The sequence below is a fragment of the Anaerosacchariphilus polymeriproducens genome, from assembly GCF_003363435.1.
Lineage (GTDB): Bacteria > Bacillota > Clostridia > Lachnospirales > Lachnospiraceae > Anaerosacchariphilus > Anaerosacchariphilus polymeriproducens.
Genome location: NZ_QRCT01000034.1, coordinates 272,076 through 288,102, shown reverse-complemented (window position 1 = coordinate 288,102; position 16,027 = coordinate 272,076). Strand labels below are relative to the sequence as shown.

Sequence of the window (16,027 nt, the reverse complement as noted above, 5' to 3'; positions counted from 1 at the left end):
TAATTTAAGACAATTAATAGAAATATTAACAAATAAGTCAAAAACAATAAAAGTAATTGGACAATAAATAAGAATGAAGTGAATTTTGTTGCGAAATTAATCGAAATATGTTATTCTATCTATAGTTATTTCAATATAAACGTTAGCAAAGGGGAAATTATATGAAAAAGTTGATTTGTATTTGCATGAGTATAGTTTTTGCAATAGGACTATTAACAGGGTGCTCCAATGCGGAAAAGTCCGCAAATGGAAATTATAGTGGTGTTAAGATTTTATATTCTTTATCGGATAGTAAAGATAATTTTCTCTCTATGATTAAGGATTCAGCAGCCAAATATGCAGAAGAAAATGGAATTGAATTAACAGTTGCAGATGCAGAGAATGATATATTGAAACAAGTAACAGACGTAAAAGAAGCAGCAAAATCAGGTAATTATGATGCTATAGTAATATGCCCGGTAGATGCAGATATAAGTACACAAATTATGGATGTGGCTGGTGATTTGCCTGTTGTATTCCTAAACCGATGTCCTGCAGTAGATAAGTTAAAATCGGACAAGTTCGTTTTTGTAGGTTCTGATGAAAGTCAGGCTGCCGGGTTTCAAGCACAGTATCTGACTGATTATTTTAATGGTAAAGGTAAAACCGATATTAAAGCAATATTATTTCAAGGAGCATTTGGTCAGGCTGCAGCATCGATACGTACATCAGCAGTTAAAAAACAGTTACAAGAAAACGGTCTAAATGTGGATTATGTATTTAATGATACAGCTCATTGGAGTCGGGATAAAGCAAAGGAAATGTTTCAAAATATTTTAAAGATGGGTAAAGAATACGATTGTATAATATGCAATAACGATGAAATGGCTCTTGGAGTCATAGCTGCTATGAAAGAAAACGGAATTGATCCTTCTTCTGTACCGATTGTTGGAATTGATGCTACAGCAGATGGCTGTGCAGCGTTAAAAGATGGAGAAATGGCATTTACAGTTTATCAATCTGCAACAGGACAAGGTTCAGTAGGAGTTCAAAGTGCAGCAGTATTGGCGAAAGGCGGAAGTATTTCGAGTATTGAAGGAGTCAACAAAGATAAAACTATTATATGGGTTCCGTTTGAGGCAGTAGATAGTAAGAATGTTGATAAGTATATGTGATTATAATAAAAATATATAAAATTTAGTTTAATAAAAGGTCATTATTCTATTAATTTTACGCAGAAATGCAATAAAACGATTAAATAGGAAATGGCCTTTTACTATTGTATTGTTTAAAGTTGCTATGATATAATGAAATTAGTCTTAAAAAAATAAGTGATTTAGGAGAAAATAATGTGTAATAAGAACGAATTAATAAGTCGTATTAATGATAGATACAGCAGTATGAGTAAAGGACAGAAATTACTAGCCACCTATATCACAGATAATTATGACAAAGCAGTTTTTCTGACTGCTGCTAAGTTAGGACAAGTAGTAGGAGTTAGTGAATCTACTGTGGTACGGTTTGCAACGCATCTAGGATATAAAGGATATCCCGAATTTCAAAAAGCTTTAGAAGAATTGGTCCGTATCAAACTTAATTCTATACAAAGAATGGAAGTGACATATGGGCGAATCAGTCAATCTGAAATATTAGAAAGTGTTTTACATGCTGATGCTGAAAAAATCAAATATACGGCAGAACATATTGATCAGAATGCATTTGAATTGGCGGTAGATATCATTTTAAATGCCAGAAAGATTTATATTGTTGGAATTCGTAGTTGTGCGTCTTTGGCAAGTTTCTTGGGGTTTTATTTAAATTTAATGCTGGATAATGTTTTATTACTTCATACGAATAGTGCAAGTGAATTGTTTGAACAGATGGTTCGTATAGGTCCTCAAGATGTCATTATAGGTATTAGTTTTCCGAGATATTCAATGCGTACATTAAAAGCGATGGAATTTGCAAATAATAGAAATGCAAAAGTAATAACATTGACTGATAGCGTTCATTCTCCAATGAATTTGTATTCTTCCTGTAATTTAATTGCCAAAAGTGATATGGCATCAATTGTAGACTCATTAGTGGCGCCATTGAGTGTTATCAATGCTTTAGTTGTTGCGTTATGCATGAAAAAGCAAAAAGATGTCATCCATACATTAGAAACATTGGAAGAAATATGGGATGAATATCAGGTTTATGATAATGATGAAATTGATTATATCAATGATTCCGTTAAAATGCATTATGGAAATATAGGAGAATTAAATGAGTAAGATTTTAATTGTTGGAGGCGGTGCGGCTGGAATGTTTGCATCTGTTTTTGCAGGAAGAAATGGAAATGAAGTACATGTTTTTGAGAAAAATGAAAAGCTTGGGAAAAAACTTTTCATAACTGGAAAAGGACGTTGTAACTTAACAAATTCAAGTGATATGGAGAATGTTTTTGAAAGTGTACAAAGAAATAGAAAATTCCTATATAGTTCATTTTATGGGTTTACGAATAATGATACGATAGAATTTTTTGAAAAAGCAGGTATGCCAATCAAAATAGAGAGAGGAAATCGAGTATTTCCGCTTTCAGATCGTTCATCAGATGTTATTTCGACATTAAAAAAAGAAATGAAAAAGGCTGGTGTAGAAGTGCATCTGAATAAAAAAGTCGCAAATTTACTTATAGATGACAAGAAAGTTTCTGGTATTGTTTTGGAAGGTGGCGAAAAAATAGAAGCTGAACATGTAATAGTTGCGACAGGAGGATTTTCTTATCAGAGTACCGGCTCCACAGGGGATGGATATGAATTTGCCAGAACAGCCGGTCTAGCAATAAATGAAATATCACCTTCTTTGGTACCTTTAGTAACTCAAGAATCATATGTTACGCGTTTACAGGGTTTATCTTTAAAAAATGTTGAGGTTTCAATTTATGAAAATAAAAAAAGAATATTTCAAGATTTTGGAGAAATGTTATTTACACATTTTGGTGTCAGTGGTCCTTTAATTTTAAGTGCCAGCAGTATCATAAATGAAAATATTAAGAAGCATCCTTTATTATTGTCTATAGATTTGAAACCGGCCTTAACATTAGAGCAGTTAGATAAAAGAGTAATCAGAGAATTTAAAGAGAATAAAAATAAACAATTCAAAAACACAATTAACAGTTTATTTCCAGCTAAATTAATTCCTATCATGATCGAATTAAGTGAGATATCACCAGAGAAGCAGGTGAATGAAATATCAAAAGAAGAAAGGACTCGTTTTGTTCAATTAATAAAAAATCTGCAGATGACAATTACTGGATTTAGAGATTATAACGAAGCTATTATCACGAGAGGTGGAGTTCATATCAAAGAAGTTGATCCGTCTACTATGGAATCAAAAAAAATAAGAGGATTATATTTTATAGGAGAAGTATTAGATCTAGATGCTTTGACAGGAGGATTTAATCTGCAAATAGCTTGGTCAACAGCTTATGCGGCGGGGAATAGCATGAAGAAGCGGGAGGAAACGAATGGGATATAATATTGCAATTGATGGACCGGCAGGCGCTGGGAAAAGTACTATCGCGAAAAGAGTGGCAAAAGAATTAGGATTTATTTATGTAGATACAGGTGCTATGTATCGAGCAATTGCATTATATTTTCTAAGAAAAAAAATAGATTTAACGAATGAAAAAGTAGTAAGCATTGCATGTGAAAGTATAGATATTACAATAGGTTATCAAGGAAAAGAACAGCAAGTCTATTTAAATGGAGAAAATGTGAATTCCTTTATTAGAACAGAGGAAGTAGGGAAACTTGCATCAATTAGTGCAGGGAATCGAGAAGTCCGCATGAAACTAATGGAATTACAAAAAGCGTTAGCACAAAAAGAAAATGTAGTTATGGATGGAAGAGATATTGGAACTTATGTATTGCCAAAAGCACAATTAAAAATATTCCTTACTGCCAGTGCAAAGACAAGAGCGAAAAGAAGATTTTTGGAATTAGAAGAAAAAGGGACAGAATGTGATATTAACGAAATTGAGAATGATATTATTGAGAGAGATAAAAGAGATATGACAAGAGAAATTGCACCATTAAAACAAGCTGTAGATGCAATATTGATAGATTCATCAGAGATGACGATTGAACAAGTAGCTGAATCAATTATTAAATTATATTACGAATCTAAAAAGTAAGGAGTTAATATGCATATAAAATTAGCTAAAACGGCAGGTTTTTGTTTTGGTGTAAAAAGAGCTGTTGATAAAGTATATGAACAGATTGAAAAAGGAGTTAAACCAATTTATACTTTTGGTCCTATTATTCATAATGAAGAAGTTGTGAAAGATTTAATGGAAAAAGGTGTTAAAGTAATCGACAATATTAATGATTTAGAAAATCTTAAGCATGGTACAGTAATAATACGTTCCCATGGAGTATCCAAAGAGATTTATGATATAATAAATAGGAACCATATAAATTGTATTGATGCTACCTGTCCGTTTGTATTGAAAATTCATAAAATAGTAAAAGAAGAAAGCGAAAAAAACAAAAAAATAATTATAATTGGAAATGATAAACATCCCGAGGTTGAAGGTATTAAAGGGTGGAGTGATTTATCTAATACAACAGTGATCGAATCTGTTAAAGAGGCAGAGAAGTATAGCGTTGAAGCCCCAAATGGAGTGTGTATTGTATCTCAGACGACATTTAACTACAATAAATTTAAAGAATTAGTTGAAATTATTGAAAAAAAGGGTTATGATATAATTGCTTTGAATACAATCTGTAATGCTACAGAAGAAAGACAGGCAGAAGCAAAACAGATTGCAAGTGAAGTTGATGCTATGATTGTTATAGGAGGCAGGAATAGTTCCAACACACAGAAGTTATTTGAGATATGCAAGAAAGAATGTGAAAATACTTACTATATACAGACACTTGTTGATTTGGATTTGAATGATTTCCAATCCGTTGGTAACGTAGGTATTACAGCAGGGGCATCGACCCCAAATAAAATTATCGAGGAGGTTCAAAAAAATGTCAGAAATGAGTTTTGAACAAATGCTGGAAGAATCATTAAAAACAATACGGACAGGAGAGGTAGTCGAAGGTACCGTTATCGATGTGAAAGAGGATGAAATCATCTTAAATATTGGTTATAAATCCGATGGTATTATTACACGTAACGAGTATACAAATGAATCGAATGTTGACTTAAGAAATTTTGTATCAGCAGGCGATACTATGGAAGCCAAAGTTTTAAAAGTTAATGATGGCGAAGGACAAGTTTTGTTAACATATAAAAGACTGGCTGCAGAAAAAGGTAACAAGAGATTAGAAGAAGCATTTCAGAATCATGAAATACTTAAAGCTAAAGTTGCTCAGGTGTTAAATGGTGGATTGAGTGTTATTATTGATGAAGCCAGAATTTTTATTCCTGCAAGTTTGGTTTCAGATTCTTATGAAAAAAATTTAGAAAAATACGATGGACAAGAGATAGAATTCGTAATTAGTGAATTTAATCCAAAGAGAAGAAGAGTAATCGGTGACCGCAGACAGTTATTGGTCGCTAAGAAAGCTAAGATGCAAAAAGAGTTGTTTGCAAAAGTAAAAGCCGGCGATGTAATTGAAGGCACAATCAAGAATGTGACAGATTTCGGAGCATTTATTGATTTAGGTGGTGCTGATGGTTTACTTCATATTTCTGAAATGTCTTGGGGAAGAGTAGAAAATCCTAAGAAGGTTTTCAAAGTAGGTGAAAAAATCAAAGTATTGATTAAAGAAATTAATGAAGATAAAATAGCTCTCAGTTTAAAATTTGAAGATGAAAATCCATGGAAGAAAGCAAGCGAAAATTACGCTGTTGGAAATGTTGTAACAGGTAAAGTTGCAAGAATGACAGATTTCGGAGCATTTGTGGAATTAGCTCCTGGCGTTGATGCCTTACTTCATGTGTCACAGATTTCAAAAGATCATGTGGAAAAACCATCTGATATTTTAAAAGTTGGTCAAGAAATCACCGTAAAAGTTGTAGATTTAAATGAGGAAGAAAAGAAGATAAGTTTAAGTATGAAAGCATTAGAAATACAGGAAGAGACTACAATAGAAGAATAATCTATAGGACAGGAGCTTACTAGTATGTTTAATGATTATGAGAAATTTAAAGGCGACGTTTATAAGTTAACTAAAATTAATTTAGATGCTTACAAAGAGAAACAAATGAAACGTCGGATTAACACTTTGATTTCCAAGAACAAAATAGGTTCTTATGACGAATATATAGAAGTCATTAAAAAAGACAGTCAAATGTTTGAAGAACTTATTAATTTTTTGACGATCAATGTATCTGAATTTTTTAGAAATCCGGAACAGTGGGAGCTTTTAAATTCCGAGGTACTTCCGGAATTGATTCAAAAAAACGGTAAAAGATTAAAGATTTGGAGTGCAGCGTGCTCGACAGGTGATGAACCTTATACACTAGTCATGTTATTATCAAAACATATGCCGCTTGATCAAATTAAAATTATTGCTACTGATCTTGATAAACAAGTATTAGAGAAAGCTCGTCTCGGATTATATAACGAAAGAAGTATCCTAGATGTGCCACAAGAATTTAAAAATAAATATTTTACAAAGATCGGAAATTCATATCAGATATCTGAAGATATCAAAAGAAGAGTTGATTTTAAACAACATGATTTGTTGAAAGATCCATATCCGACAGATTGTAATCTTATCGTTTGTCGTAATGTATTAATTTATTTTACCGAAGAGACTAAGGAAGAAATTTACAAAAAATTTAATCAAGTTTTAGCAAAAGATGGGGTATTGTTTATTGGCAGCACCGAACAAATTATGAATTATAAAGATTTGAATTATATTAGACGGAAATCATTCTTCTTTCAAAAGGCTTAGCAAAGTGAGTTTTGGTGGAAATAGAAAAGGTGTCTCATTTTGAGACACCTTTATAGTATTAATGTTGAAAATGAGATAAAATATGAAGAATATATTTCTTGAGTAATGTGTAATCTGATAGTATTTCTTCAGTCAATTCAAAATACATGTTTTTATCAAAGTAGTCAATTTTAAAATATGGTGAGAATAAATCTTCGTATTGAGGTAGGAAGTGACCTGATTTACGACTATAGCAATTTGCAGCTTTAGCCTGAGTACGAAAATTTTTGTCTACATAAAAAGCAACGCTCTTATGAATGGAAGTATCTTCTTTCGGAAGATAATAATAGTCTTTGTAATTTTTATAAAAATATTTAAGTTCACCATGATAAATTTTTATTTTTATTTTAACAATATCCTGAAAAACAGTCAGGTAAAAGATATCATTACCAAATGAAATTCTTTTAGGGACTGGAATATTTAATTGCAATTCAAAAATTATTTCATTTTGTTTTAATTTATTGACAAGTTTTAAAGAATCAAACATACAATTTTGTATGTTGAACTTTCCATTGAATATGTATTGATAGGAAATCATTGGTATAATCGATAATAACCCTTTAATGTCATCATGATTGTGTAACAACAAAAGTTTAATTAGATTATTATCTTGCGTTTTTAAATATTGCAGATATATTGAAATAAGTTCGCTTCCGTTATATTTATCTTGCCGTTGAATAGAAAGGAATTCTTCAATAGTTTTTTGTTTTAAATTATTTAATCTAAAAAATCTCTTGTATGGCAAAATGACTCTGTAAAAATCAATATGCTGTACGGTATCTAAGGAATGTGGAATGTTCAATTTTTTACATCTTTCCTTTATATAAGGTAAATCGAAACCAATACCATTATAACTTATTAGTGTTTTGTATTTACTTATAAATTCCAGAAATGCCGAAATGACTTTAACTTCACTTTCATATGATTTTGCAAACCACTGTATTAAAGTCCATTGTTCACCATCGTAGTAAGCACAACCAATTAAATAGACAAAAGAAGAAGCAGGTGAAAATCCTGTAGTTTCAATATCAATAAATATTGATTCTTTATAAGAAAAATTCTTAGCGTATTTAAAATCTAACACAGGTGTTAGTTTTGTGATTTCTGTAATCATAGAACCTCCATTAATTATGATAGTTAAATTATATAACATTTATTGTAATGGAAACAATATTATTTTTTAAAATAAAAGAGATTAAATATCATTAATATCAAATGTTTTTGTATATTAAGAAAAGAAGGAAGGTAAAATACATGGGATTATTAACATTTAAAGGTGGAATTCATCCTTATGATGGCAAAGAGTTATCCAAAGATAAGCCAATTAAAGCTGTATACCCAAAAGGTGATGTAGTATATCCATTATCGCAGCATATAGGTGCTCCGGCTAGTCCGATTGTTTCCATAGGTGAAAAAGTTTTGATGGGACAGATGATTGCAAAAGCAGAAGGGTTTGTATCGGCTCCTGTTTATGCTTCTGTGTCAGGAACAGTAAAAGCAATTGAGTTTAGAAGAGTACCAACGGGTAACAAAGTTAATTCCATTATTATTGAAAATGATAGCGAGAATAAAGAAGTAGAATATCATCCTAAGGTGTTGAAAGAACTTAATAAAGAAGAAATAATAACTAGAATAAAAGAGGCTGGTATCGTTGGTATGGGCGGAGCCGGTTTTCCAACTCATGTTAAATTATCGCCAAAAGAACCGGAAAAAATAGAATATATCATTGCTAATTGCGCAGAATGTGAACCTTATTTGACATCTGATTATAGAAGAATGATGGAAGAGCCTGAGAAACTTATTAATGGTTTACGCGTAATATTGAAATTGTTTGATAATGCAAAAGGATATTTAGGAATTGAAGATAACAAACAGGATTGTATTGAAAAACTTCAAGAACTAGTTAAGAATGAACCGAGAATAGAGGTAAAAGTATTAAAGACGAAATATCCTCAAGGTTCAGAAAGACAATTAATATCTGCAATTACGAATAGACAGATCAATTCGTCAATGCTACCGGCAGATGCTGGTTGTATCGTAAATAATGTAGATACTATAGTCTCTGTTTATAGGGCAGTGATAGAGGGAAGACCGTTAATGCATAGAATTGTTACAGTTACTGGTGAAGCTATTAACGATCCAAGGAATTTTATGGTACCAGTTGGTATGAACTATCATGAACTCGTAGAAGAAGCTGGTGGATTCAAACAAGATCCGGTTAAAGTCATCAGTGGAGGTCCAATGATGGGTTTTGCATTATTTGATTTGGATGTTCCGGTTACCAAAACTTCTTCGGCATTATTGTGTTTAACAGAAGATGAAGTAGCCAAATATGAACCTACTGCCTGTATAAATTGTGGAAGATGTGTACATGTTTGCCCTTCTAGAATCATCCCTTCCAGATTAGCGGATTTGGCTGAAAATCAAAATGAAGAGACTTTTGATAAATTTAACGGCATGGAGTGTATTGAATGTGGAAGCTGTAGTTATATCTGCCCTGCAAAACGAAGGTTAGCACAATCAATTAAATCTATGAGAAGAACATTAATGGCAAAGAGAAAAAAATAGAAAGAGGTGTAATGAGTGAGTGGATTATTAAATGTAGCATCTTCTCCCCATATTCGTGCAAAAGATACTACAAGCAAAATTATGCTTTATGTAATAATTGGGTTGATGCCGGCAAGTATGTTCGGAATTTACAACTTTGGTTTCAATGCTCTTTTACTTATTATTCTAACAATAGGAGCTTGTGTAATAACAGAGTATGCATATAATTTACTATTACATAAAAAGAATACAATTGCAGATTTGAGTGCGGTGGTGACTGGGTTACTTTTGGCATTGAATCTCCCTCCTACAGCAACTTGGTGGATGGCAGTACTTGGAGGAATTTTTGCAATTGTAATTGTAAAAATGGCATTTGGAGGTCTTGGACAGAATTTTATGAATCCGGCTTTAGGGGCAAGATGTTTTCTGTTGATTTCTTTTACCGGACGCATGACTACTTTTACATATGATCAAGTGACTGGAGCAACACCTTTAGCAATTATCAAAGGTGGAAGTTTAGATGTTAACACTGCGGACATGTTTTGGGGAAGGATTCCGGGTACAATTGGAGAAACTTCTGTAGCAGCCATTTTAATTGGAGCAATCTTCCTGGTATTTATGGAAGTCATTGATTTAAAAATACCAGCAGCATATTTAGGTTCATTTTTAATTTTTATTATTTTATTTAGTGGATATGGTTTTGATAAAACTTATATCGTTGCACAATTGTGTGGTGGCGGTTTGATGTTGGGGGCATTTTTTATGGCAACTGATTATGTTACTTCACCAATTACGCCTAAAGGCAAAATTGTATATGGTATTCTTTTAGGAATATTTACAGGTATCTTCCGTCTGTTTGGAGGAAGTGCTGAAGGAGTGTCTTATGCTATAATTTTCAGTAATTTATTAGTACCTCTGATTGAAAAAGCGACCCTGCCAAAAGCATTTGGTAAAAGAGGAGGGTTAAGATGAATAAAATTATAAAGGAAGCATTACTATTAACGATTATTACTCTAACTGCTGGACTTTGTCTTGGCTTTGTATATGAGATAACAAAAGCGCCAATAGAGAAAGCACAGTTAAATTCCAAAAAAAAGGCATTTCAAACTGTATTTTCTGATGCAGATTCATTTAAAGAAATGGAAATAAACAAAGATCAAGCAGAAACTGTATTAAAAGAAGCTGGATTTGATCAAGATGTGATTGATGGGTATGTGCAAGCAGTAGATACAAAAGGAAAACAACTTGGTTATGTAATAACAGTAACTTCAAAAGAAGGCTATGCAGGAGAAATATCATTTGTATTAGGAATTTCTTTAGATGGTACTGTACAAGGAATATCTATATTGAGTATTAGTGAAACTGCAGGTTTGGGAATGAAAGCAAAAACACCGGAGTTTATAAATCAATTTAAAGATAAAAAAGTAGAATTATTTAAATATACTAAAAACGGGGCATCTGCAGAGGAAGAAATTGATGCTTTGAGTGGTGCTACCATTACAACCAATGCGATGACGAATGGTGTAAATGCTGGACTTGCATTTTTTAAAAGTATAGAGGGAGGCAGCGTGAATGAATAAGTGTTTAGAACGTCTTTTTAATGGACTTATAAAGGAAAATCCAACATTCGTTTTGATGCTTGGAATGTGTCCCACTTTGGCTGTTACCACATCAGCAACGAATGGTTTAGGTATGGGATTATCTACATCTGCAGTATTAATCATGTCTAATTTGATGATTTCTTTACTGCGTAATATAATTCCTGATAAAGTTAGAGTGCCCGCATTTATTGTCGTGGTGGCATCCTTTGTTACGATTGTAGAATTATTGGTAAAAGGATTTGTTCCAAGTCTTTATGATGCATTAGGAATTTATATTCCTTTGATTGTAGTTAATTGTATAATTCTGGGAAGAGCAGAAAGTTATGCGTCTAAAAACCCGATATTGCCTTCCATATTTGACGGAATCGGTATGGGATTAGGATTTACAATAGGTTTAACAGCAATTGGAGCAGTAAGAGAGCTGATTGGAGCCGGACAAATCTTTGAACATCAGATTATGCCAGCTTCTTATGAGCCGGTTACCATTTTTATTCTTGCACCAGGAGCATTCTTTGTTTTAGCAGGTCTGGTAGCAATTCAGAATAAAGTGAAATTAAATATTGCAAAGAATAATAGAACCATTGTTAAAAATACTGGATGTTCTTCTGATGGTTGTGCATCTTGCGGTAATGGTTCATGTAGCGGAAATGTTTTTTCAACTGATAAAAAAGAAAAAGAATAGGAGGGTAAGTACATATGAAAGAATTAATCATAATAGCAATTGGTTCTGCACTAGTTAATAATGTTGTACTTAGCCAATTCTTAGGATTATGTCCGTTTATAGGAGTTTCAAAAAAAGTAGAAACTGCATCTGGAATGGGAATTGCTGTAATTTTTGTAATGACGATTTCATCTGCTGTAACAAGTTTGATTTATGATTTTATTTTAGTGCCTGCAGGGTTTGAGTATTTGCAGACAATTGTATTTATATTAATTATTGCCGCATTAGTACAATTTGTAGAAATGTTTTTGAAGAAAGCAATGCCGCCTTTATATAATGCATTGGGCGTATATTTGCCTTTAATTACAACAAACTGTGCCGTTCTTGGTGTTGCAATAAAAAGTGTACAAAAAGAATATGCATTTATTCCAAGTGTTGTAAATGGTTTTGCAACAGCAGTAGGATTTACAATTGCTATTATCATAATGGCAGGAATTCGTGAAAAAATGGAATATAACGATATAACTCCTGCTCTTCGTGGAACCCCAATCGTTCTTATTACGGCGGGCTTAATGGCAATTGCCTTCTTTGGATTCGCAGGAATAATATAGGAGGTATTAAAAAGATGAGTTTAACAGGAGTTATTATTGCAGCTGTTATTGTTGGTGGAACTGGTTTGCTAATTGGAATATTTCTAGGAATTGCCGGTGAAAAATTTAAAGTTGAAGTAGATGAAAGAGAAGAGGCCATTCTTGATGTATTACCTGGTAATAATTGTGGTGGTTGCGGTTATGCAGGTTGTTCAGGGTTAGCAGCAGCCATTGTAAAAGGAGAAGCAGAAATCAGTGCATGTCCGGTTGGTGGTGATTCAGTAGCAGCTCAAATTGGAAGTATTATGGGGATGGAAGTTAAAAATGCACAAAGAAAAGTGGCCTTTGTTAAATGTGCAGGGACTTGTGAAAAGACAAAGCAAAATTACAATTATTATGGGGTAGAAGATTGCTCTATGATGGGTTTTGTACCGGATGGAGGTCCCAAGGCATGTAGTTATGGATGTTTAGGTTTCGGTACTTGCGTTAAAGTATGTCCGTTTGATGCGATTCATATTGTAGATGGTGTTGCTGTAGTAGATAAAGAAGCGTGTAAAGCTTGTGGTAAATGTATTACAGTTTGTCCAAATCACCTAATCGAATTAATACCGTATGATTCTAAATATTTCGTTCAATGTTCATCCAAAGAAAAAGGGAAAAACGTAATGAGTGTATGTTCTGTAGGATGTATCGGTTGTAAACTTTGCGAAAAAGCATGTGAATTTGATGCAGTTAAAGTAGAGAATAATATTGCTTATATCAATACAGAAAAATGTACAAATTGTGGAAAATGTGCTGATGCATGTCCGAAAAAAATAATAACAAAATAAAAGTGAAGGGGGCTGGTTCATATGAACCAACCCCTTATTTTATGAGTATTACATCTTTTCCTATTCCACTTGTATAATGTAGCGAATAATCATCAGTGATAAAAATTGCTTCTGTATCTTCAATAGACTCAATTAGTTCCATTCCTTTTTCTAGTCCAAGTGAAAAACAAATCGTACTCAATGCATCTCCATCAACGGAATTTTCAGAAATAATGCTTACTTCATATAAATTATTTTCAAAAGGATATCCAGTATGCGGATTTAAAATATGATGATAAATTTTATTGTTCATTTTAAAATAGCGTTCATATATACCAGAAGAAACAACTGACTTATCAGAAATTTTAATGGATGCAATGGTTTGATTTTGTTTGGCAAATGGTTTTTGAATACCAATTGTAAAATCGGATCCATTAGGTTTTTTCCCAATTGTCAAAATATTTCCGCCTAAACTAATAATACCTTGTTTAACACCTTTTGAAGTTAAATAATCTTTTAATTTATCAGCAATATAACCTTTTGCTATACCACCCAAATCTATTTTTATATTTGAATCTTTTAAAATGACAGTATTATCATCTACTTCGAGATTTTTATAATTAATTGAAGATAATGCTTTTTTTAGCAAAGTATCATCAGGTAATACGGGGGTTTCTGTTTTAAAATTCCATAGTTCCGACACACTTCCTATTGTAATATCAAATAATCCATTTGATATATCACCATACTTCAGCCCCATACGTATGGCTTCTGCAGTTTCATTTGAAACCGTAAAAGAGTTTTTTGAACCTGCGTTGATCTTTGCGATTTCGCTTGATGGCAGCGTTCGGCTAAAAAGATTTTCATAGAATTCACAAAGATTAAAACATTCATCTAGTAGTTTTTCATCTTTTGTATCATAAAGAGTAATTGTTATAAACGTATCAAATGCTAGTCCGCTTTTTGAGATAGGATTTGATTTATTTGCCGAGCAGCCACATAACAATGTACAGATTATGAAGAGTATTATAGTCTTTTTTCTATTCATATAAGTCACCTCATTATTTGATTTAATTTCTAAGACAAATTGAAAAGTATGTAATATAAACGTATTTTACAGAACCAAAGGTAGATTGTCAATCTGGATATGACCGCTCATTTCCTATAAAAAATATTAGACTAATAATACGAAATGGTGTAATATAAAAAGTAAGCGTTTGTGGAGGAGAAAAGATGGAAACAAAAGAATGTAACAAATGGAAACAATTAAAAGACAAAAAAAGAATTGTTGTTAAGATTGGTTCTTCTTCTTTAAATCATAAAATAACAGGGGATTTAAATTTTACAAAATTAGAAAAACTAGTACGAGAATTATGTGATTTAAGAAATCAGGGAAAAGATGTCGTATTAGTAAGTTCGGGAGCAATTGCAGTAGGAAGAAAAGCAATAGGATTAAAAGAAAAACCAGATCAGGTTTCAATAAAGCAGGCTTGCGCAGCTATTGGCCAGGCGAAATTAATGATGACATATCAGAAAATTTTTGCAGAGTATACTCAAGTTGTAGGACAAGTTTTAATGACTAAAAATACTATGCTTGATAATGTAGCACGTAAGAATGCTCAAAATACGTTTGAACAATTATTGCGAGTCGGAGCAATTCCAATCGTAAATGAAAATGATACGGTCTCTACTTATGAAATGAGATTTGGAGATAACGATCAATTATCAGCAATTGTTGCATCATTAATCGGAGCAGATTTATTAATTTTACTCTCAGATATTGATGGATTATATACGGATGATCCTCGAGAAAATAAAAATGCAAAATTTGTTGATGTTATAGATAAAATTGATGATAAACTGCTGCAAATGGGAAAAGATACTACAGGAAGTGATATTGGTTCAGGCGGAATGGCCGCGAAACTTACCGCTGCTAAAATCGCAACACTTTCCGGTGCAGATATGGTGATTGCGAATGGCAAAGATGTAAGAGTAATTCACAGATTAATAGAAGGCAAGAAAAATGGTTCTTTATTTCTCGCAAATAAAGATGAAGATTTTTATATAGCAGATTATATTGAAGACAATATGTATTAAAAAAGAAATTGAAAGGGGAAAATATGGATCAAAATAAAATCACCAGAATTAATGAATTATATCGTAAGTCCAAGGCTGAAGGCCTTACAGCAAAAGAAAGGAAAGAACAGGCAGATTTACGTAGAGAATATATAGAATTAGTACGTAGCAATTTAAGAGGTCAGTTGAATAACATAGATATACAAAATCCTGATGGATCAGTAGATAATTTAGGTGAGAAATATGGTAGAAAAGCAGGAAATTAGAAAAAGGATAATAGAACAAAAAAAGAAAATGTCATTCGAAGAAATCCAAAATAAGAGCGATCAGATTATGAAAAAATTAATTTGTATTCAAGAATATAAGGATGCAAATTGTATATATTCCTATATTAATTTTAATCAGGAAGTAGTAACTACTAAAATTTTGATACACGCATTTGAAAATGGCAAACGTATTGCAGTTCCCAAAACAGACAATAAGAAAATGAGTTTTTTTTATATTAATGATTTTAGGGAATTAAGTCCTGGTTATATGGGGATTTTAGAACCGATAACAAATAATATTGCAATGGAAAACGATGCATTAATGTTAATGCCTGGTTTGGCTTTTGACTTGAAAAAAAATAGAATCGGTTATGGTAAAGGTTATTATGATAGATATATAAATACACATAAAACAGGAATAAAAATTGCGCTTGCTTATGACTTTCAAGTAGTAGAAAAGATAAAATCAGGTAGATTTGATAATAAATCAGACATGTTACTTACGGAGAAAAGATTAATTGTTTAATCGATAATGACTTTTAATTTTCTTTTAATGA

Annotated in this window: 18 protein-coding genes; 16 read left to right on the top strand and 2 right to left on the bottom strand. The window is 32.2% G+C overall.

What is annotated here, in order from left to right; all coding sequences use genetic code 11:
- Positions 1-161 precede the first annotated feature (161 nt).
- From DWV06_RS12270 to DWV06_RS12240, 7 genes are all read left to right on the top strand, one after another.
- A complete protein-coding gene (locus tag DWV06_RS12270) occupies positions 162-1,154 on the top strand; it encodes a substrate-binding domain-containing protein (RefSeq protein ID WP_115482471.1) in 993 nt (330 codons plus the stop codon).
- A gap of 174 nt (positions 1,155-1,328) precedes the next feature.
- Positions 1,329-2,255 (top strand): MurR/RpiR family transcriptional regulator, encoded by a 927-nt coding sequence (locus tag DWV06_RS12265; RefSeq protein WP_115482470.1) that lies wholly within the window; start codon positions 1,329-1,331, stop codon positions 2,253-2,255.
- Entirely contained in the window at positions 2,248-3,501 is a 1,254-nt protein-coding gene (locus DWV06_RS12260) for a BaiN/RdsA family NAD(P)/FAD-dependent oxidoreductase (protein WP_115482469.1), read from the top strand. The genes DWV06_RS12265 and DWV06_RS12260 overlap by 8 nt, the downstream gene beginning before the upstream one ends.
- Positions 3,491-4,159: a (d)CMP kinase gene (cmk, locus tag DWV06_RS12255; RefSeq protein ID WP_115482468.1), complete on the top strand. Its 669-nt coding sequence runs from the start codon at positions 3,491-3,493 to the stop codon at positions 4,157-4,159. Before DWV06_RS12260 ends, cmk begins: the two co-directional genes overlap by 11 nt.
- A gap of 9 nt (positions 4,160-4,168) precedes the next feature.
- A complete protein-coding gene (gene ispH, locus DWV06_RS12250) occupies positions 4,169-5,023 on the top strand; it encodes a 4-hydroxy-3-methylbut-2-enyl diphosphate reductase (protein WP_115482467.1) in 855 nt (284 codons plus the stop codon).
- The gene (rpsA, locus tag DWV06_RS12245) at positions 5,004-6,080 is read left to right on the top strand and encodes a 30S ribosomal protein S1 (protein ID WP_115482466.1); all 1,077 of its coding nucleotides are present in this window, start codon (positions 5,004-5,006) and stop codon (positions 6,078-6,080) included. Before ispH ends, rpsA begins: the two co-directional genes overlap by 20 nt.
- 24 nt (positions 6,081-6,104) lie before the next feature.
- Positions 6,105-6,881 (top strand): CheR family methyltransferase, encoded by a 777-nt coding sequence (locus tag DWV06_RS12240; RefSeq protein ID WP_115482465.1) that lies wholly within the window; start codon positions 6,105-6,107, stop codon positions 6,879-6,881.
- A gap of 58 nt (positions 6,882-6,939) precedes the next feature.
- Here the strand turns inward: DWV06_RS12240 and DWV06_RS12235 are convergent, their stop codons facing one another.
- Entirely contained in the window at positions 6,940-8,034 is a 1,095-nt protein-coding gene (locus tag DWV06_RS12235) for a ribonuclease H-like domain-containing protein (protein ID WP_162300626.1), read from the bottom strand.
- 140 nt (positions 8,035-8,174) lie between these two features.
- Here DWV06_RS12235 and rsxC point away from each other — a divergent pair, with 140 nt between their 5' ends.
- The 6 genes from rsxC to DWV06_RS12205 are packed head-to-tail and all read left to right on the top strand — an operon-like array spanning position 8,175 to position 13,149.
- On the top strand, positions 8,175-9,488 hold the full coding sequence (gene rsxC / locus DWV06_RS12230) for an electron transport complex subunit RsxC (protein ID WP_115482463.1): 1,314 nt from the start codon (positions 8,175-8,177) through the stop codon (positions 9,486-9,488).
- Positions 9,489-9,503: 15 nt separating this feature from the next.
- On the top strand, positions 9,504-10,439 hold the full coding sequence (locus DWV06_RS12225; protein ID WP_115482462.1) for an RnfABCDGE type electron transport complex subunit D: 936 nt from the start codon (positions 9,504-9,506) through the stop codon (positions 10,437-10,439).
- Positions 10,436-11,047 (top strand): RnfABCDGE type electron transport complex subunit G, encoded by a 612-nt coding sequence (locus tag DWV06_RS12220; RefSeq protein ID WP_115482461.1) that lies wholly within the window; start codon positions 10,436-10,438, stop codon positions 11,045-11,047. Before DWV06_RS12225 ends, DWV06_RS12220 begins: the two co-directional genes overlap by 4 nt.
- Positions 11,040-11,750: an electron transport complex subunit RsxE gene (gene rsxE / locus DWV06_RS12215; RefSeq protein WP_115482460.1), complete on the top strand. Its 711-nt coding sequence runs from the start codon at positions 11,040-11,042 to the stop codon at positions 11,748-11,750. Before DWV06_RS12220 ends, rsxE begins: the two co-directional genes overlap by 8 nt.
- A 14-nt stretch (positions 11,751-11,764) precedes the next feature.
- Positions 11,765-12,340 carry an electron transport complex protein RnfA gene (locus DWV06_RS12210; RefSeq protein ID WP_115482459.1) on the top strand — a complete coding sequence of 192 codons (576 nt, stop codon included), beginning with the start codon at positions 11,765-11,767 and terminating at the stop codon, positions 12,338-12,340.
- A 14-nt stretch (positions 12,341-12,354) separates the two neighbouring features.
- Positions 12,355-13,149 (top strand): RnfABCDGE type electron transport complex subunit B, encoded by a 795-nt coding sequence (locus DWV06_RS12205; protein WP_115482458.1) that lies wholly within the window; start codon positions 12,355-12,357, stop codon positions 13,147-13,149.
- Between the two features lie 34 nt (positions 13,150-13,183).
- Here DWV06_RS12205 and DWV06_RS12200 read toward each other — a convergent pair whose 3' ends face one another.
- On the bottom strand, positions 13,184-14,176 hold the full coding sequence (locus DWV06_RS12200) for an FAD:protein FMN transferase (RefSeq protein WP_115482457.1): 993 nt from the start codon (positions 14,174-14,176) through the stop codon (positions 13,184-13,186).
- Between the two features lie 185 nt (positions 14,177-14,361).
- On the opposite strand from DWV06_RS12200, the gene proB reads away from it, so the two are divergent.
- From proB to DWV06_RS12185, 3 genes are read left to right on the top strand one after another with little or no spacing between them, the layout of a single operon-like run.
- Positions 14,362-15,225: a glutamate 5-kinase gene (proB, locus tag DWV06_RS12195; protein WP_115482456.1), complete on the top strand. Its 864-nt coding sequence runs from the start codon at positions 14,362-14,364 to the stop codon at positions 15,223-15,225.
- 23 nt (positions 15,226-15,248) lie between these two features.
- Entirely contained in the window at positions 15,249-15,470 is a 222-nt protein-coding gene (locus DWV06_RS12190; RefSeq protein ID WP_115482455.1) for a DUF896 domain-containing protein, read from the top strand.
- The gene (locus DWV06_RS12185; RefSeq protein WP_115482454.1) at positions 15,448-15,996 is read left to right on the top strand and encodes a 5-formyltetrahydrofolate cyclo-ligase; all 549 of its coding nucleotides are present in this window, start codon (positions 15,448-15,450) and stop codon (positions 15,994-15,996) included. The genes DWV06_RS12190 and DWV06_RS12185 overlap by 23 nt, the downstream gene beginning before the upstream one ends.
- The last annotated feature ends 31 nt before the right edge of the window (positions 15,997-16,027 follow it).